At 57.4% G+C, this 17,198-nt stretch carries 14 protein-coding genes, 6 tRNA genes and 1 pseudogene; 10 read left to right on the plus strand and 11 right to left on the minus strand.

Features of this window, described 5'->3' with window-relative positions; translation table 11 throughout:
• Positions 1-23: 23 nt before the first annotated feature.
• The 5 genes from ACNSPV_RS10740 to ACNSPV_RS10760 all read left to right on the plus strand — a co-directional run bounded on the left by ACNSPV_RS10740 (position 24) and on the right by ACNSPV_RS10760 (position 4,183).
• Positions 24-1,595, plus strand: coding sequence for a peptide ABC transporter substrate-binding protein (locus ACNSPV_RS10740; RefSeq protein WP_348583438.1), 1,572 nt, complete (start codon positions 24-26; stop codon positions 1,593-1,595).
• 53 nt (positions 1,596-1,648) lie between these two features.
• Positions 1,649-1,724, plus strand: a tRNA-Gly gene (locus ACNSPV_RS10745).
• Positions 1,725-1,900: 176 nt separating this feature from the next.
• Positions 1,901-2,275 (plus strand): hypothetical protein, encoded by a 375-nt coding sequence (locus ACNSPV_RS10750; protein WP_348583437.1) that lies wholly within the window; start codon positions 1,901-1,903, stop codon positions 2,273-2,275.
• Positions 2,276-2,278: 3 nt separating this feature from the next.
• Positions 2,279-3,193 (plus strand): DnaD domain protein, encoded by a 915-nt coding sequence (locus tag ACNSPV_RS10755; protein WP_348583436.1) that lies wholly within the window; start codon positions 2,279-2,281, stop codon positions 3,191-3,193.
• A 9-nt stretch (positions 3,194-3,202) separates the two neighbouring features.
• Positions 3,203-4,183 (plus strand): ATP-binding protein, encoded by a 981-nt coding sequence (locus ACNSPV_RS10760; RefSeq protein WP_348583435.1) that lies wholly within the window; start codon positions 3,203-3,205, stop codon positions 4,181-4,183.
• Positions 4,184-4,221: 38 nt separating this feature from the next.
• Here ACNSPV_RS10760 and ACNSPV_RS10765 read toward each other — a convergent pair whose 3' ends face one another.
• From ACNSPV_RS10765 to ACNSPV_RS10775, 3 genes are all read right to left on the minus strand, one after another.
• Complete coding sequence (locus tag ACNSPV_RS10765) at positions 4,222-5,010, minus strand: MBL fold metallo-hydrolase (RefSeq protein ID WP_348583434.1); 789 nt, start codon at positions 5,008-5,010, stop codon at positions 4,222-4,224.
• 67 nt (positions 5,011-5,077) lie between these two features.
• A complete protein-coding gene (locus ACNSPV_RS10770) occupies positions 5,078-6,361 on the minus strand; it encodes a UDP-N-acetylglucosamine 1-carboxyvinyltransferase (RefSeq protein ID WP_339395685.1) in 1,284 nt (427 codons plus the stop codon).
• A gap of 264 nt (positions 6,362-6,625) precedes the next feature.
• Positions 6,626-8,644, minus strand: a complete 2,019-nt coding sequence (locus ACNSPV_RS10775) for a fructose-1,6-bisphosphatase (RefSeq protein WP_348585190.1) — start codon at positions 8,642-8,644, stop codon at positions 6,626-6,628.
• A 159-nt stretch (positions 8,645-8,803) separates the two neighbouring features.
• On the opposite strand from ACNSPV_RS10775, the gene ACNSPV_RS10780 reads away from it, so the two are divergent.
• Both ACNSPV_RS10780 and ACNSPV_RS10785 read left to right on the plus strand, forming a co-directional pair.
• Positions 8,804-9,724 (plus strand): radical SAM protein, encoded by a 921-nt coding sequence (locus ACNSPV_RS10780; protein ID WP_348583433.1) that lies wholly within the window; start codon positions 8,804-8,806, stop codon positions 9,722-9,724.
• Between the two features lie 347 nt (positions 9,725-10,071).
• A complete protein-coding gene (locus ACNSPV_RS10785; RefSeq protein ID WP_249236724.1) occupies positions 10,072-11,160 on the plus strand; it encodes a sugar kinase in 1,089 nt (362 codons plus the stop codon).
• A gap of 157 nt (positions 11,161-11,317) precedes the next feature.
• Here ACNSPV_RS10785 and ACNSPV_RS10790 read toward each other — a convergent pair.
• Positions 11,318-11,473: pseudogene (locus tag ACNSPV_RS10790) on the minus strand (MATE family efflux transporter); the annotation flags it as partial.
• An 18-nt stretch (positions 11,474-11,491) separates the two neighbouring features.
• On the minus strand, positions 11,492-12,481 hold the full coding sequence (locus ACNSPV_RS10795) for an AraC family transcriptional regulator (protein WP_348583432.1): 990 nt from the start codon (positions 12,479-12,481) through the stop codon (positions 11,492-11,494).
• Positions 12,482-12,652: 171 nt separating this feature from the next.
• Here ACNSPV_RS10795 and ACNSPV_RS10800 point away from each other — a divergent pair, with 171 nt between their 5' ends.
• Positions 12,653-13,816, plus strand: a complete 1,164-nt coding sequence (locus ACNSPV_RS10800; RefSeq protein WP_348583431.1) for an MFS transporter — start codon at positions 12,653-12,655, stop codon at positions 13,814-13,816.
• A gap of 76 nt (positions 13,817-13,892) precedes the next feature.
• Here ACNSPV_RS10800 and ACNSPV_RS10805 read toward each other — a convergent pair whose 3' ends face one another.
• Positions 13,893-14,270, minus strand: coding sequence for a PH domain-containing protein (locus tag ACNSPV_RS10805; protein ID WP_097775338.1), 378 nt, complete (start codon positions 14,268-14,270; stop codon positions 13,893-13,895).
• A gap of 145 nt (positions 14,271-14,415) precedes the next feature.
• Between ACNSPV_RS10805 and ACNSPV_RS10810 the strand changes: the two genes are divergently transcribed.
• Positions 14,416-15,405 carry a nucleoid-associated protein gene (locus ACNSPV_RS10810; protein ID WP_348583430.1) on the plus strand — a complete coding sequence of 330 codons (990 nt, stop codon included), beginning with the start codon at positions 14,416-14,418 and terminating at the stop codon, positions 15,403-15,405.
• Positions 15,406-15,598: 193 nt separating this feature from the next.
• On the opposite strand, the gene ACNSPV_RS10815 is transcribed toward ACNSPV_RS10810, so the two are convergent.
• From ACNSPV_RS10815 to ACNSPV_RS10835, 5 genes are all read right to left on the minus strand, one after another.
• Positions 15,599-15,674, minus strand: a tRNA-Gly gene (locus ACNSPV_RS10815).
• Between the two features lie 3 nt (positions 15,675-15,677).
• Positions 15,678-15,753, minus strand: a tRNA-Phe gene (locus tag ACNSPV_RS10820).
• A gap of 30 nt (positions 15,754-15,783) precedes the next feature.
• Positions 15,784-15,857 (minus strand) — tRNA-Asp (locus tag ACNSPV_RS10825).
• 3 nt (positions 15,858-15,860) lie between these two features.
• Positions 15,861-15,936, minus strand: a tRNA-Val gene (locus ACNSPV_RS10830).
• A 5-nt stretch (positions 15,937-15,941) separates the two neighbouring features.
• Positions 15,942-16,017, minus strand: a tRNA-Gly gene (locus tag ACNSPV_RS10835).
• 338 nt (positions 16,018-16,355) lie between these two features.
• Here ACNSPV_RS10835 and ACNSPV_RS10840 point away from each other — a divergent pair.
• The gene (locus ACNSPV_RS10840; RefSeq protein ID WP_348583429.1) at positions 16,356-17,198 is read left to right on the plus strand and encodes a sulfide/dihydroorotate dehydrogenase-like FAD/NAD-binding protein; all 843 of its coding nucleotides are present in this window, start codon (positions 16,356-16,358) and stop codon (positions 17,196-17,198) included.

The raw sequence follows: 17,198 nt of genomic DNA on the forward strand, positions 1-17,198 counted from the left end.
TACCATAGAATGAGGTCATTTCCTTGAAACAGTTCCTGCGTATCACCGCAGCGGTGCTTGCCGCTGCGTTCCTGTTTGCCCTTACCGGCTGCAGCGGCGGCTCCGGTGCAGCCAGCTTTACATGGTTTGTGGATACCATCCCCGCAAACCTTGACCCACAGGTCGTGTCTGCCGCGCCAGACGTCATTGCCTGCGAGAATCTTTACGGCGGCCTTGTGCGCAAAAACGCCGACGGCGAGATCGTACCTAACCTGTGCGAAAGCTGGACCGTCTCTCCGGATGGCCGCACCTACACCTTTGCCATAAAAGACGGCCTGACCTACACCGCCGCTAAGGGAACCGCCACAGATTATTCCATCACCGCCGAGGACTTTGTGTTTGCGTTCCGGCGCATCTTTCAGGCACAGACGGGCTCTCCCTATGCGGTAGAGTTTTCTGCCATTGAAAACAGCGCCGCTGTTCTGGACGGCACGGCGGCTCCCAGTACGCTGGGGGTTTCGGCTTCCGGTCCGCTGACGCTGGTGTTCCGCCTGAGTGAAAAGGACGACAACTTTCTCGCAAAGCTCACCCTGCCCGGTGCCATGCCCTGCGACGAGGAGTTCTTCAACAGCACCCGCGGCACCTACGGCCTGACGGCAAAGACCACCCTTTCCAGCGGCAGTTTCTATCTGTACAACTGGACCGCCAGCGGCCTGTTCCTGCGGCGCGATGTCTCTGCGCCCCTGATCGGCAGCCTGCGTCTGGTGCAGAACACCGGCAGCACCGGCAAGAGTGCCGCTCAGCTCATCGCGGACGAGAAATGCTCTGCCGCGCTGGACGACACCGGCGAAGCGACCGCGCTGCGGGCTGTTTCCTACTCCGATACCACCTGGGCCCTACTGTTCAACAGCGCCGAGGGCTCTGTCTTTGAGAATCAGGCACTGCGGCAGGCACTGGCCGGCATTGCCCGGGAAAATGCAGCAGTGCCTTCTTCCGGCCTGTACACCGCCGCCGAGGGCCTTGTGCCTGCAGGGCTGACTGTAGACGGCATCGCCTACCGCGACACTGCCGGGGATCCCATGCCTGTGATCCCGGACCCGCGTGCACTGTATCTGGAAGCACGGCAGGGCATGGCCAGCTCTGATTTTTCCGGTGTGACCATCCTGCTGCCCAAGGAAGCCGGGCTCACCGAACTGGCCGAGCAGATCAACGGTGCATGGCAGAAGGACTGTTCCCTCTTCTTCTCAGTGGAGGAGGTGCCGCAGGAAGAGTTTGGCAAGCGCCTTGCGGCGGGCGATTACACCATCGCACTGGCTCCCATCTGTGCCGAGGGCGGAAGCGTATACCAGATGCTTCAGCAGTTCACTGCCGAGAGCGGTGGTTTGACCGGTTACTCTGACCCGCTGTACACCGAACGTCTGGCAGAAAGCGCACAGCAGACCGGCCATGCCCGCTGTGCCCTGCTGGCCGAATGCGAACGTCAGCTGCTGGAAGGCTGCACCGTGGTGCCGCTGCTGGGCCAGCAAAAGCGTCTGCTGGTGGCAAACGGCATCAAAGGACTGGTGTTTGACCCGTTTACTCCGGTGCTGGATCTGACCTATACCACAAAAAACTGACACGTTTCCACTCTTGACAATCCTGCTCTGCTTTGCTACAATAAGTGAGCAATGCAGGGTTAGCTCATCCGGTAGAGCGGCTGCTTCCCAAGCAGCAGGCGGCGGGTTCGGGTCCCGTACCCTGCTCCAAAACAAACGGTGAACCGTGAAATATCGGTTTGCCGTTTTTCTTTTTGTTTTCACTATCACGTTTTTCTGCCCTTGATCCAGCAATTGAGCAAGCAAACCGTTGCATTTTTTCCGGGTGTTTCTTATAATAGGATCAAGCATGCGGTGCTCAGCCTGCCGCAGGAAAGGACTCTATCATGATCTTTGTTCCCCTGCTGCATTATTTCAAATGCAAAAATTCCTACAGCGGCAACGAATACGGCCTGCGGTACCGGATGATCCCCGGCAAGCGCACCGTACCGGACCCGGATGGCGGCGAAGGTGCTGCAAAGGATGAAAGCATCCTCACTGTAGATTACTGGCCCGACCCCTGGACCATTGAAAAGACTGACCCTGCCCTGCGGGTGCAGAAGGTGTTTCCGCTGTCCGACGAGGGCCGCGAGGCTGCCGCCGCCTTTTTGCAGGACGCTTTCAATGCAGAGCCGGAGCGCTGGAAAAACTGTCCCAACATGATGGACTGTGATCCCTGGGAGCCAGCTGCTGAAGATGAACCGGACGAACCAAAGGAATAAAAGATGATCTACCGTTTAAAAGAGCTCAAAGGCGATACCATCGCCGTGCCTCAGCTGATCTTTTCAAAGCTCGGCATCGCAGAGGAATACAACGTACGCGTGGCGCTGTATGTGCTGGCCACCGGCGTCACCGACCCGGACAAGATCTGCGCCGACCTCAAACTGCGCAGCCGTATCAGTGCCGAGAGTGCACTGGCCTTTTGGGCAGGTGCGGGCCTGCTGGAGCGCTATGAAGAAAACGCTGCACCGGGCGAGGAGCCCAGCGCCCCGACGCCTATGACATGGGCCGAAATTGCTGCCGCAAGCCGCACCGACCCCATGATCTCCAGCCTCATCGACTGCGCACAGACCGGCTTTGCCCGCCCGCTGACCCACAAGGAAATGGAAAAGCTGGTCAATCTTTATGTGCAGGAGGGCTTTGCGCCCGAGACCGTGATGCTGTGCACCGCTTATGTTGCCAGCACCGGCCGGCGCACCATAGCCGCTGTGGTGCATGAGCTGAAGGTGTGGCGCACCGAGGGCGTGGAGACCGGTGAACAGGCAGACGCCCACCTCAAACTGCTGGCTCTGCGCCAGAGCCGTGAGCAGTATGTCAGCAGCCTGCTGGACATTGCTCCGGACGAATTGACCCTGGGCGGGCGCAAGGCTATTGCACGATGGTACGAAGTCTATGGCTATGACGACGCCATGGTGCAGGAAGCTGCCGTGCAGGCCGGGCCCAAGCGCGATCTGTGGTACTGGAACAGCATCCTCAAGACATGGAACGCCAAGGGACTGCGCACCGTGCACGATGTGCGCAGCCCGGTAGCTGCTGCGGGCGCAAGCCGGAACATCCGGGTGGATCGTGCAGCCCCCAGCGGAAACGATATCCTGAAAAACGCCACCCGCCGCCGTTCCCTCATCAAGAAGCCTGAATAAGGAGCCGTTATGCGTACCAAAAACGAACTGTATCAGGAAGCTCTCCGCACCGTTGCCCTGCGGCGGCAGACCGCCCGGGCGCTGGCGCAGGATGCACAGGCACAGGCCGAAGCTGCCATTCCCGCCCTGCGTCATGCAGAAGAAGAGGTGCGGGTGCGGGGCATCCGCTGTGCGCTGGCCGGTGCTGCGGGCAAAGACCGCACCGAATCCGCCGCCGCGCTGGCCGATGCCCGGCAGAAGCTGACGGCCCTGCTGGCCGAAAGCGGACGCCCTGCCAACGCGCTGGAACCGCACTTCACCTGTCCGAAATGTCAGGATACCGGCAGTGTGAACGGCCGCACCTGCGCCTGCGTCCACAAGGTGATGCAGCAGCTGCGCCGTCAGGAGATCGAAGCACTGTCCAGCCTGTCCATTTCCAGCTTTGACACTATGAAGCTGGAGTATTACCCCTCTGTTGCAGATCCCGAGGTCGGTGAGAGCATCCGCACCTATATGGCAGAGGTTCTGGCCGACCTGCGCGATTATGCCGCCGATTTTTCACCCGCCACCCGCGAGAGCCTGCTGCTGCTGGGAAATGCCGGTCTTGGCAAGACCCATGCGGCGCTGGCCATTGCCGGAGAGGTGCTCCGGCAGAACTATGATGTGATCTATGTCTCCTGCCCGGATTTCTTTGGCAAGCTGGAAGCGCTGCATTTCGGCTCCGACCCGAACGGCGAGGAAGAAGCGCTGTTCCAGACTGCATCCAATGCCGACCTGCTGATCCTCGATGATCTTGGCACGGAGTTCAATTCCAGCTTCTTTCTCACCAATCTGTACAGCCTGCTGAACAACCGGCTGGGCGCAAAGCTGCCCACCATCGTCACCACCAATGTCACAGATGGTACTTTGCTGGAAAAGCTTTACACCGAAAAGATCTCCAGCCGCCTTGCCGGTTTCGTCCAGATCAAGTTCTTCGGCAACGATATCCGCGTTCAGAAAGCGAACGAGTAAAAGAAAAAGCAACGCTTTTGCGTTGCTTTTTCTTTTACTCAAAACTTCAATGCAGGGCTCACTTCGCTGCGGCGCTGTGCCTGCACGATGCAGTCCCTGTCCGGCACAACGCCCGCTGCACCCAGCGTATTGAATACTGTCTGCAGCGCAAGGGAGGGTGTATTGTTCTCCTGCGAGAGATGGCACAGTGCAAACTTTTTGCACCCCTCCTGAATGAGCTCCAGCAGCTTTGCAGCGCACTCATCGTTGGAAAGATGGCCCCGGGTGCTCTCGATCCGGGCCCGTAAGTAATAGGGGTACGGCCCGCTGCGCAGCATGTGCAGGTCGTAATTGCTTTCCAGTGCCACAAGGTCGCAGCCGGTCAGCGCTTCATGCACCGGCGGGGTGAGCGTGCCAAGGTCCGTGGCGATGCTCATTGTCTTACCGTCCGGCGTGTGGATGCGGTAGCCTACACAGGGCACGTCGTGACTGGTGGGGAATGCCCGCACGCCGAATGCGCCCACGTCCTCTTCCCTGCCTTCCAGCTCGTGCAGCTCACAGGCTGCCGGGACGATTCCATTGGCATCCAGAAAATCCAGTGTAGCTGCCGCGCCATACACCGGCAGCGGGTTCTTTTTGAGGAAGGTGGAAAGCCCCTTCACATGATCGCTGTGCTCGTGCGTGATAAGGATGCCGTCGCAGTCGCTGACGGCAAGGCCCAGCGCCTTGAGCGCCGCCGTGGTAGTGCGCACGCCCTTGCCCATATCCACGATGAGGTAGTGCTCACCGCAGCGCACCACGCTGCTGTTGCCGGAAGAGCCGGAGTACAATGAGATAAATTCTGCCATGAAAAACCTCTGATACACTCAAAAACAGCCCGCCGCATATGCAGCAGGCTGTTTGTTTTCTGATACGTTACAGTGCCTGATCCAGTGCGGCAGGCATCCGTTCCACCTTTTTGATATCGGCACCCAGACCGCGCAGCTTTTCCACGATATTCTCGTAGCCACGCTCAATGTGACCGATCTCCTCGATCTCGCTGGTGCCGTCTGCCATCAGAGCAGCCACCACCATGGCAGCGCCCGCACGCAGATCCAGCGCACGCAGCGGCGCAGGGCTGAGCTTGTCCACACCCTCAAATACGGCCACCTGACCGTCCACCTGCACGTTCGCGCCCATCTTGCGCAGCTCGTCCACATAGCGGAAGCGGTTGTCCCACACGCTCTCAGTAACGGTGCTGGTGCCCTTGGCCACACTCAGCAGCACACCCATCAGGGGCTGCATATCGGTGGGGAAACCGGGGTGCGGCATGGTGTTGATCTTCAGCGGCAGAATATCGCCGGTGCGGCGCACGCGCACTGCATCGTCGAACTCTTCCACCTCCACGCCTGCACGGCGCAGCTTTTCGGTGATCGGCTCCAAATGCTTGGGGGTAACATTTTTCACCAGCACATCCCCACCCGTAGCCGCAGCAGCCACCATGTAGCTGCCGGCTTCGATCTGATCCGGAATGATGCTGTAGGTGCAGCCGTGCATCTTTTCCACACCGCGCACCTTGATGACATCGGTGCCTGCACCGCGCACATCTGCGCCGCACATATTCAGGAAGTTTGCCAGATCCACCACATGGGGCTCCTTGGCACAGTTTTCCAGAATGGTCTGGCCCTTGGTCATGACAGCGGAGAGCATACCGTTCATGGTAGCGCCCACACTGACCTTGTCAAAGAAGATGTGTGCGCCGTTCAGCTCCTTGGCACGCACCGTGATCATGCCATAATCCACGCTGTCCTCAGCGCCCAGCGCACTGAACACCTTCAGATGCTGATCGATGGGGCGGGGGCCCAGATTGCAGCCGCCGGGCATGGCCACCTGTGCCTTGCCAAAGCGGGACAGCAGTGCGCCCAGAAAATAATAGCTGGCGCGCATCTGACGGGACAGATCGTCCGGGACGTTGGTCCCGGTAAGGTGGGTGGTATCGATCTCATAGGTGTTACGGTCCAGCATTCTGATCTGTGCGCCCAGAACGCTGAGGATCTTCAGGCTCACCGCCACATCACTGATATCCGGCAGGTTCTCGACCACGCAGACATCCGCTGCCAGAATGGTTGCAGGCAGGATGCCTACCGCCGCATTCTTCGCACCCGAAATGGTAACTTCGCCACGCAGGGGCTTACCGCCCGTAATAACAAATTTCTCCAATTTTATGATCTCCTTGTCAAAGGCCCGTTATTCAGGCCTGTTAAGGTTCCTGAAAGCATTCTCCATAAAAGCTGCTGCAGCCGTGCAATAAACAATGCCGTACTACTACAGCTATCTTATTATACACAACTTTCACAAAAAAGCAAAGCCCCGCTTGGTGATGTTCTATTATTTTCTGTTTTGCCCATTTTCATGCAGAATATTCCAAAATTTTGATTTCTTTTTTAGGTATTTTACAGAAAAATGGTGTACAATTGTTGCGCTTTACCAGATATGATCCTCGCAGCGGGCCTCAGTGATCCAGCCCAGCTGGTAGGCTGTCACCAGCTGTTTGAGGTCGTGCACCCGCTCCCGCAGCACCTCACCCTCGTCGGTGTCCTCCACAAGGATGCGATGATTTTCGGTTTCCAGGATATTTTTTTGAGAGATGATGTCCAGATTTTCCTTCACAGCCTTTTCCGCGCTTTCAAAGGGCTGGTGCGTGCGCAGGGACATGGTGCGGCTGGAATACACCAGCGTGTAGCCCGCAATGCCGGTCTTTTCGTGGTACGCACGGCAGAAACCGCCATCGATGACCACCAGCCTGCCGCCGCCCTTGATGGGACTTTCGCCGTTCTTTTCCCGCACCGGCACATGGCCGTTGACGATATGGCTGCTGCCCGGCAGGCCGAACTCTGCCAGAATGCGGCGGCATACGGCTTCGTCATTATACCATGTATAATAGGGATCTTTCACCTCGGTGTGGGTGGAGCTGTCTGCGACATAAAGCCGTTCAAAGGTGGTCATGGCGCTGCGGCCGAACAGCGGCGAGAGCTTGCCGCACCACAGATACCACAAAAAGTCCTGTCCGCTCTGACGTGCGGCACTGCCCTCGGGCGCGTAATAGCCACGGCGCGCCCGGGCGTCGCAGTAGTCCATCAGGGCACGTCCGGAGTAGAGGCGGCCCTCAAAGCGTTCCGTGGCAAAGGTGCCCCGGCTGGTCATAGGCACTGCACCGTGGTAGAGCAGGTTGCCGTTTTCGATGTGATACACGCTGCCCTTGGCATAGAGAAACTCCACATGCTGCTGCATTTTTTCGCTCTGGCGAAAGGACTGCACCAGCTTGGTCAGCACCAGCTGCTCATCCGGGTTCAGTGCCGCCGGGGCGGCAGGGTCTACGGTGGGGAACGAGGTATCCCGCAGCGGATACTCCTTTTCCCCGATCCTGACCGTATGCTTCGACCAGTCGATGCGACGCAGATAATCCCGGCCCTGCATCTGGAAGTCCGGGTTGCGGTCGATCACCTGACATTCCAGCTTGAACATCAGGATGCTGATGGCCTTGTGCATCACAGCACAGCGGTGCAGCATCCCTTCGGTGTAGGGGCCGCGGGCCGCATCGGTATGGGGCATCCAGATGCTCAGGTCGTCCTCGCCGTAAAACTGCTCGGCCATACGCTGCAAATGACGCAGATTGATGCCATAGCAGTCTTCCAGCATTCCGTGATTATGATAGGCCAGTGTGGTCTTGAGCACTGTGCAGATGCAGATGGGGCTGCCTGCGGCGGCTCCCATCCACACCACATCATGGTTGCCCCACTGGATATCCACATTGTGGTGGCGCATGAGCAGATCCAGAATGATGTCCGGGCGCGGGCCGCGGTCGAACAGGTCGCCTACGATATGCAGCTTGTCCACGGCCAGATGCTTGATCAGCTCGCACAGCCGCACGATGAAGTGGTCTGCACGGCCATTTTCAATAATGCTGCCCACGATCTGACCATAGTAAAGGTCTTTATCGTGGTCTTCAAAGTGGGCGTGGAGCAGCTCGTCCAGAATGTAACCGCAGCTGGCAGGCAGACAGCTGCGCACATGCTCCCGCGTATGTTTGGAGGACACCAGTCGGCAGATATCGATGAGCCGGAGCAGTGTTTCGGTATACCACTGATCCAGCGCCTCCTCGCTGGCGCAGCGGGCCTTAAGCTGGGGCAGCTTTTCGTTGGGGTAGTAGATCAATGTTGCCAGCTCGGCGCGGGCATTTTCCGGCACGGTATCGCCCAGCACCTGATCCACCTTTTCACGGATCACACCGGAGGCCGAGTTCAGGATATGCACAAAGGCTTCATTTTCGCCGTGCAGATCACTCATGAAATGCTCAGTGCCCTTGGGCAGCTTGAGCAGCGCCTGTGTGCTGATGATCTCACTGGCCGCTGCCGCCTGCGAGGGGTAGTCCCGGGAAAGCAGGGTCAAATACTTCAGGTTATCACGGATTTCATCGGTTTCGGTGCGCATGATTTCCTCCATCATGGTCATTTCTCTGCCGCAGCCCGTCATTTCGGCCGCATTATGCAAAAATGTTGCTTCTGATATATATTATTCTTTCCACGTCTTATAGTATAGCACGTCCGGTTGAAAAGTGGTATACTGAAGCTGACAAACTTTCTGCAAAGGACTTTGGATATTATGCCGAAAACCGATCTTGTTTCCATTCCCTCTTCCTGCACGCTCTGTCCGCGCCGCTGCGGAGCCGACCGTGCTGCCGGACGCACCGGCTTCTGCGGTGCAGGCAGCACCCTGAAAGCCGCCCGTGCGGCCCTGCACTACTGGGAAGAGCCCTGCATCAGCGGTACAAGGGGCAGCGGCACGGTGTTTTTCTCCGGCTGCACCCTCAAATGCTGCTTCTGCCAGAACTATCCCATCAGCGCCGAAGGCCTCGGCAGGGAGATCACCGTTGAACATCTGGCAGAGATCTTTCTGAACCTGCAGTCTCAGGGTGCCCACAACATCAATCTGGTCACGCCGGGGCAGTGGCAGCCCTGGATCATTGCCGCGCTGGACATTGCGCGCGCAAAGGGTCTGCACCTGCCCATCGTGTGCAATACCGGCGGTTACGAGACGGTGGAGAGCGTGGAAGCCTGGCGCGGGTACATCGACATCTGGCTGGCCGATTTAAAATATGTATCCTCTGCCCTGTCGGCAGAGCTTTCCTCTGCGCCGGACTACTTTGCACAGGCAAAGCCCGCCATTGAAGCCATGATGGCACAGGCCGGACATCCGGCGTTCGATGCAGAGGGCATCCTGCAAAAGGGGGTCATTCTGCGGCATCTCGCCCTGCCCGGCCACATCGATGACAGCTTTGCTGTTCTGGATCAGATGGCCGCGTGGAACGATGCCGACCCGGGGTGCTTCATTCCCAGTGTCATGAGCCAGTATACCCCTTTCTATAAGGCCGCAGAGCACGGCATCGGGCGGCGCATCACCACCTACGAGTACCGCCGGGTGGTGAACTACGCCATGGACAAGGGGCTTGCGCAGGGATACATGCAGCAGAAGAGCAGCGCAAAGGAAGAATATACGCCTTCGTTCGATCTGACCGGCGTGTAAAAACGATTCAGAATCGCCTCCACTTCGCTCTGGCTTTCATCCGTGGAAAATTTATTTTTCGCGTTTGGCGTGCTCCAAACACATTTTCACGGCATGGGGACGTAACGATAAGCGGCATTTACATGGGCCGGTAGGGCAGGCGATGGAATGGCTCGCTTCGTGTCTGAGGAGAAAGTTCCCGGCAGGCTGGCCGTCAGCACACTTTTCGTCAAATCTTCCAAAAATCAGCAATTATTTTTTCTTGCATTTCCGTGGAAGCGCTTGCAATCCCTCTTGTGTCGGATTATAATGGATACAACGATGTGTTAACAGGGCTCTGATGAGCTGTAAATATCAGGAGGAGCGTTATGGAACATTTCAACCCGATCCTTGGCAACGATACCCCCGGCCAGAAATTCATCACCTGCGGCGAGATCATGCTGCGCCTGACCCCGCCGAACTACGAGAAGATCCGTATGGCATCCAGCTTTGAGGCCAGCTACGGCGGCAGCGAGGCCAACATTGCACTGGCACTGGCTAACCTTGGTGTAGACAGCACCTTCTTCAGCGTGGTACCCAACAACAGCCTTGGCAAGAGCGCCGTGCGCTGGCTGCGTTCCAATGATGTGCACTGCACTCCCATGATCCTTACCGAGCCGAACGAGACCCAGTCCAACCGCCTGGGCACCTATTATCTGGAGACCGGCTACGGCATCCGCCCGTCCAAGGTCATCTACGACCGCAAGCACAGTGCCATCACCGAGTACGATTTCTCGCAGGTCGATCTGGACGCTCTGCTGGAGGGCTTTGACTGGCTGCATCTGAGCGGCATCACCCCGGCTCTGGCTCCCAACTGTCGCACCCTGATCCTGGACATGCTCAAGGTCGCCAAGAAAAAGGGCCTGACCGTCAGCTTCGACGGCAATTTCCGTTCCACCCTGTGGAGCTGGGAAGAAGCCCGCGACTTCTGCACCGAATGCCTGCCCTATGTGGATGTTCTGCTGGGCATTGAGCCCTATCACCTGTGGAAGGATGAGAACGACCACAGCAAGGGCGACTGGAAGGATGGTGTTCCCCTGCAGCCCAGCTATGAGCAGCAGGACGAGATCTTCCAGCATTTCATCGAGCGTTATCCCAACCTGAAGTGCATCGGCCGCCATGTGCGCTATGCCCACAGCGGCAGCGAGAACAGCCTGAAGGCCTTTATGTGGTACGATGGCCACACCTTTGAGAGCAAGCTGTTCACCTTTAATATTCTGGACCGCGTGGGCGGCGGCGATGCTTTCGCCAGCGGCCTGATCTACGCCATGCTGCACGATTACAAGGCTATGGACATGATCAACTTTGCGGTGGCAAGCAGCGCCATCAAGCACACCATCCACGGCGATGCCAACATTACCGATGATGTGAGCACCATCCGCAACCTGATGAACATGAACTACGATATCAAGCGGTAATCTGTATTTTGCTGTTCCCTGCCCCTTTGCTGCAAAGCAGCTTTCTGCAAAGATACTGCACAGAACCCGGAACCTGTTCCGAGCCAAGCGGCTCAAGAAGGTTCCGGGTTTCTGTTTTTGTGCTATTTGCTTTTTTGGCGCTTCTTTTTCAGGTAATACCCACTGCCGCCAGCGCGTCTGCGCCGAGAAAGCGGCCTGCCACCCATGTATCCGCAATGTTATACATCTGCTGCAGCAGATTGCCCAGCATCAGCGGCAGGGCAAACAGCAAAATGCTGCTGGTGATGGGGCCTTTTGTCAGACTACGCTGCATTGTTCCCGATTCTCCTTTTTATAACGCTGTCTCAGCCGGTGCACCGGCTCTGCCGCCGTCCCGCCTTGAAAGAGACTGCTCTCTTCCCGCAAACTTCTGGCGGTACTCTCTGGGCGTGCAGTGCTTAATCTCCCGGAAGGTCTTTGTAAAGTAGCTGGTATCCGAAAACCCGCATTCGGCACCGATCTCGCCGATCTTCATGCTGGTGGAAAGCAGCAGCTCGGCGGCCTTTTCAATGCGGTACTGCTTGACATACTGGATGGGTGTGATCCCCAGCAGCTGCCGGAAGCTGCGCAGGCAGGCGCTCTCACTCAGGGCCACGCAGTCGGAAATGCGCTCCACGTTCAGCTCCTCTGCGTAGTGCTCCTCCACAAAGCGCAGCATCTGCTTCATACGCCGGGCCGCGATCTGCTCCTGCTGAGAGACCTTTGTTTTTCCACCCTCGCACTGCATTCCCAGCAGATGCACCGCCGCCGAAAGATGGTACCGTGCCTGATTCTCATAGTCAAAGACCTCTTGGGCCACTGCGTCCCAGACTTCCCGCAAATGGCAGAGCACGGCCTTCTGCCCGTCGTCTGCCTCGTCCAGCAGAAAAAAGGCCGGTGCTCCCGGCTGAAGCAGCGGGTGCACGAGCTTTTGCCAGAAGATGGTGTCCATGCCACCGATCAGGCGCGGATGGAATACCCCGGAATGCAGCAAAGCATCCCCGGTCTCCGCCTGCTCCACCGCATGGAACACTCCGGAATTGACAAACACGCCCTGTCCGGTCTGCAAAACCAGCCGGACTTTGCTCACGTCCACCGCCAGTGGGCCTTTTACGGCAAGGATGTATTCAAACTCTTCATGCCAATGCCATGCTACCGAGTAGCTTTTGAGGTTCTCTTCATAGCAGGCAATGGGAAACAGTGCGCTGCCGTGCTGCACCAGTTCCCTGCCCTCGTCATCTGCCACAACATCCGGCAGGCAGTTGAAACCGCCCGCTGCTGCACAGCTGGTCTGAAATGCCACGATCCGCCATCTCCTTTCCGTCAAGGTCACACATCTGCATCCGCGCCGGTTTTGTTGTATCAATCGGGCGTTTTTATCCTAACATCTCGCTCTGATGTGTGATATTATTACATCAGTAAAGCACAAGATGCATTGCAAGTATAACATGCTTCCCGGAGGAACTCAAGGTTTATGGTACAGCTTCTGCTTCCGATCATTTACATCTCGTTCATCAGTCTGGGCCTGCCGGATTCCCTATTGGGGTCGGCGTGGCCTTCCATGTATCCGGCGCTCGGTGTGCCGGTGTCCTATGCGGGGCTGATCTCCATGATCATCTCCTTCGGCACCATCGTTTCCAGCCTGAACAGCGACCGGCTCACCCGTGCGCTGGGCACTGGAAAAGTGACCGCCCTCAGTGTGGGCATGACGGCTGCCGCGCTGTTCGGCTTTTCGATCTCCACACAGTTCTGGATGCTCTGCCTGTGGGCCGTGCCCTACGGGCTGGGCGCAGGCAGCGTGGACGCGGCTCTGAACAACTATGTTGCCTTACATTATAAAAGCCGCCATATGAGCTGGCTGCACTGCATGTGGGGCATCGGCACCATGATCAGCCCCATGGTCATGGGCCGGGTGCTGGCAGGCGGCGGACCGTGGACGTCCGGATACCGGTACATCGCCCTGTTCCAGATCCTGCTGAGTGCAGTGCTCTTTTTCAGCTTGCCGCTATGGCAGGGCCGTACTGCAGGCACCGACGCCGAAGCTGTCTTGCCGCAGGTGTTGAGCCTTGGGCAGGTATTCCGTCTGCCGGGTGCCAGAGAGGTGATGCTGTGCTTCTTCTGCTACTGTGCATTGGAGACCACGGCCGGTCTGTGGGCCAGCAGCTACCTCACGCTGACGAAAGGCGTCGCCCCCGACACTGCCGCCAGCTTTGCCAGCCTGTTCTACATCGGCATCACCGCCGGGCGCGCCGCCTGCGGCTTTTTGACCCTGAAATTCAACGATACGCAGATGATCCGCATGGGTCAGTGCATTCTGGCCGCAGGCGTGCTGGCCCTGCTGCTGCCCGGGCCGCAGGTGCTTGCCCTGTGCGGTCTTGTTCTGGTGGGGCTGGGCTGTGCGCCCATCTATCCCAGCATCATCCACTCCACGCCGGAGCACTTCGGTGCAGACAGATCGCAGGCGGTCATTGGCATCCAGATGGCAAGCGCCTATGTGGGCAATCTGGCCATGCCGCCGCTGTTCGGGCTGCTGGCAAACAATATCACTCCTGCGCTGTTCCCATTTTATCTGCTGGCACTGCTGGTGTTCATGGTGTTCATGCACGAACAGCTGGTGCGCAAAACAAGCCGCTGCTAATTCTCCCATTTCATATATAGCAAAAGGCTCCCTGTCCGGTCTCGGGCGGGGAGCCTGCTGTTTTAAGAGGAGTTATTTACAGGATACACCGGCTGATGGCATTGGCGACCGCAAACAGTTCCTGCTGGCCGATAAAGCCGAACTTTGCCTCGTGTGCGTCCGCAAAGCAGACCGTCAGCTGCGATGCCTGCACCGGGTCGCCAAAGCCTGCCGTCTGAATGCCGAAGTGCAGCACCTTGCGGTACGGCAGCACAAAGATCTGCTGCCGGGTACCGGTGACGCCCTGCATATCCACCATGATGATGCGGTGGGTGGTAAAGATCACCTGATCGCGCACCGTCTTGTAGGCGCCCACGATGCTCTCGCCGTCCAGAAGCAGTGCGCGGGCATTTTTGCAGATATCCTTTTCCTGAAGGCGGATGAGGTTTTCCATTGGTTTATCACGGAATTCCATGGTTTTTGTCCCCTTTCCTTGGTAGTTTTCTACTCTTATTGTAGCATTCCCGCCTGCTGTTTACAAGATGCGGTCTCGCCTTTTGCGTCATGCTGTGCTATACTGTATGCAAAAAAGATTTTGTACGAAATGAGGTTTTGTACCCGTGGAGATCATTATTCATCAGGCTATCCTGCATGTGCTGGACACCACCATGGACGCCCCTGTGCTGAGCGGCGGCGGCATGGAAATGACCGCTGAAAAAACCGCCTACTTCCAGTACCACATCGAGAAACTGCTTGCCAGCGACGATATCCGCCAGTGCCGCCCGCTGCCGGATTCCGCCTTTAAAAATGAGCTGGAACACAATCACGATTTTGTGGACCTTTCCTGCCGCATTGCCGGGGTGCTGTTCGACTACATGCATGCCCACACCACCATCCCGGGGGCAGACCTTGCGGTGGTGGATTTTACCCGCGATGGCGAGCCGTGGCTGGGCATCCTGAAGCTGAACTACAAAAACGGCTACACCCATTACACCGAGACCGTAGAAGGTGCCCCGGTGAACTCCATCATACAGCAGCGGGCCTGTCTGCCCAGCCAAAGCGGCAAAGTAGAGGAAGGCGCACTCGTGAACCTCACCGATTACTCCATGAAGCTGCTGGAAAAGAAATTTGACATCGACGGGCACAAGGATTTTTATCTTTCCACCGTGGTGTTCCAGTACACCACCGCTCAGCCGGAGAAAAAAAAGCTGCAGGCCATTCAGGAAGCCGCTGTTCAGGCCGTGCAGGAAAACTACGCGGATCAGCCCCACGTAGAGGCTCAGGTCGCGATGCTGATCGCAAATCAGGCCGCTGACAACGACAATCAGGTGTCCATCCAGCAGGTGCGCCAGCAGCTGGAAGAGGAATATCCCCTTGCCGCCGTGCCCTTTGACGACTACGTAGAAAAGAGCGATGTGCTGGAAGCGCCTGAGCAGCCCGTGACCGTGACCCCTGCGCGCATCCGCCGCATGGAGAGCCGCAGCATCCACACTGCAAACGGCATTGAGGTGAAGATCCCCACCGAGCTGCTGAACTCGGAAAATGAAGTAGAGTTTCTGCACAGCGACGACGGCAGCATTTCGCTGCTCATCAAAAATGTGATCCTGTAAGAAACGATTTAAAATTGTCTCCGCACACAGGGTGCGCTCCGACAACATCAGCGGAATAATTATTTTTATATTTGCAAAGCCGGAAAATCTGCGGATTTTCCGGCTTTGCTTTTTCACAGGAAGGAGATGCAATGGGAAACAACAGCAAAAAAGCCATCATCTTTGCATTGCTGCATTGATGATGGCTTCGTGTTGGAGCGGCCGACGAGGCTCGAACTCGCTACCTCCACCTTGGCAAGGTGGCGCTCTACCAGATGAGCTACGGCCGCATATGGTGCCTCCGATCGGAATCGAACCAATGACACGGGGATTTTCAGTCCCCTGCTCTACCGACTGAGCTACAGAGGCAAAGGTTGCTTTGGCTTTCGCCAAAGCAAACGACCCGGATCGGGCTCGAACCGACGACCCCCAGCGTGACAGGCTGGTGCTCTAACCAACTGAGCTACCGGGCCACATGGTGGAAGTTAACGGGCTCGAACCGCTGACCCTCTGCTTGTAAGGCAGATGCTCTCCCAGCTGAGCTAAACTTCCACAAATGGAGCGGCCGACGAGGCTCGAACTCGCTACCTCCACCTTGGCAAGGTGGCGCTCTACCAGATGAGCTACGGCCGCACATTCCATGTGTTCGTGCCGGTTGTTTACCGGCGACGCTGATTATTATACCGTACCGTCCGGCAATTGTCAACCACAAATTTGCATTTTTTGCAAAAAATTTCAAAACAGGCCTGTCTGCGCACAAAAAGCCTTTTCTGCACTGGCTGACACCGCCGTTCATTCATGTTTGCCGCAACAGACACGAGGAAAATTTAGTTGCTTTCTCCTGTAGGAACCATTATAATAAGAATGTCATTTTATCGCCTGCAAAAGCTGCGTCTGTTATGCCGCCGAGGGCATGCAGGCGCGTTTTCGTGCGCAGAAATAGGAAATGCCAGCATAAAGGAGCAAACACGATGTATAAGATCACTGAAAAAGTCGCGCTGAACCCCACCGTGACAAAGATGGTCATTGAAGCCCCGCTGATTGCCAAAAAGGCAAAGCCGGGCCAGTTTATCATTGTGCGCCCGTTTGAGGACAGCGAGCGCATCCCCCTGACCGTGGCCGGTTACGACCGCAAGAAGGGCACTGTGGACATCATTTTCCAGATCGTGGGCGGTACCACGATGGAGCTGAACAGCCTGAAGGTCGGCGAGAGCGTCCACGATTTCGTGGGCCCGCTGGGCCGTGCCACCGAGGTGGAGGGTCTGAAGAAGGTCTGTGTCGTGGGCGGCGGCGTAGGCTGCGCCATTGCCCTGCCCATTGCCCGTGAGCTGCACGAGCAGGGCTGTGTGGTGCACAGCGTGGTCGGCTTCCGCAATAAGGATCTGCTGATCCTGGAGGACGAGTTCCGGGCCTGCAGCGATGAGCTGCGCATTATGACCGACGATGGCAGCTACGGCACCAAGGGCGTTGTTACCGCCGCTCTGGACGAGCTGGTGGCCGCAGGCAACCAGTACGATCTGGTCATCACCATCGGCCCGCTGATCATGATGAAGTTCGTGGTCAAGACCTGCCAGAAGCATGGTCTGAAGAGCATCGTTTCCATGAACCCCATCATGATCGACGGCACCGGCATGTGCGGCGGCTGCCGCCTGACCGTAGGCGGCGAGACCAAGTTCGCCTGCGTGGACGGCCCCGACTTTGACGGCGATCTGGTGGATTTTGACGAAGCAATGGCCCGCGGCACCATGTACCGCCCGTTTGAGGCACACGCCCGTGAAGCGGCATGCAATCTGCTCAATCAGGAGGTAAAGTAA

The organism is Faecalibacterium sp. 3, from assembly GCF_048323735.1.
GTDB lineage: Bacteria > Bacillota > Clostridia > Oscillospirales > Ruminococcaceae > Faecalibacterium > Faecalibacterium wellingii.

Bases quoted from the DNA above. Each gene is read 5' to 3' on its own strand.
- ACNSPV_RS10780 (WP_348583433.1), top strand. From the start codon at position 8,804: ATGCCGAAAACCGATCTTGTTTCCATTCCCTCTTCCTGCACGCTCTGT.
- ACNSPV_RS10760 (WP_348583435.1), top strand. From the start codon at position 3,203: ATGCGTACCAAAAACGAACTGTATCAGGAAGCTCTCCGCACCGTTGCC.
- ACNSPV_RS10750 (WP_348583437.1), top strand. From the start codon at position 1,901: ATGATCTTTGTTCCCCTGCTGCATTATTTCAAATGCAAAAATTCCTAC.
- ACNSPV_RS10800 (WP_348583431.1), top strand. From the start codon at position 12,653: ATGGTACAGCTTCTGCTTCCGATCATTTACATCTCGTTCATCAGTCTG.
- ACNSPV_RS10805 (WP_097775338.1), bottom strand. From the start codon at position 14,270: ATGGAATTCCGTGATAAACCAATGGAAAACCTCATCCGCCTTCAGGAA.
- ACNSPV_RS10840 (WP_348583429.1), top strand. From the start codon at position 16,356: ATGTATAAGATCACTGAAAAAGTCGCGCTGAACCCCACCGTGACAAAG.
- ACNSPV_RS10755 (WP_348583436.1), top strand. From the start codon at position 2,279: ATGATCTACCGTTTAAAAGAGCTCAAAGGCGATACCATCGCCGTGCCT.
- ACNSPV_RS10785 (WP_249236724.1), top strand. From the start codon at position 10,072: ATGGAACATTTCAACCCGATCCTTGGCAACGATACCCCCGGCCAGAAA.
- ACNSPV_RS10775 (WP_348585190.1), bottom strand. From the start codon at position 8,644: ATGGAGGAAATCATGCGCACCGAAACCGATGAAATCCGTGATAACCTG.
- ACNSPV_RS10765 (WP_348583434.1), bottom strand. From the start codon at position 5,010: ATGGCAGAATTTATCTCATTGTACTCCGGCTCTTCCGGCAACAGCAGC.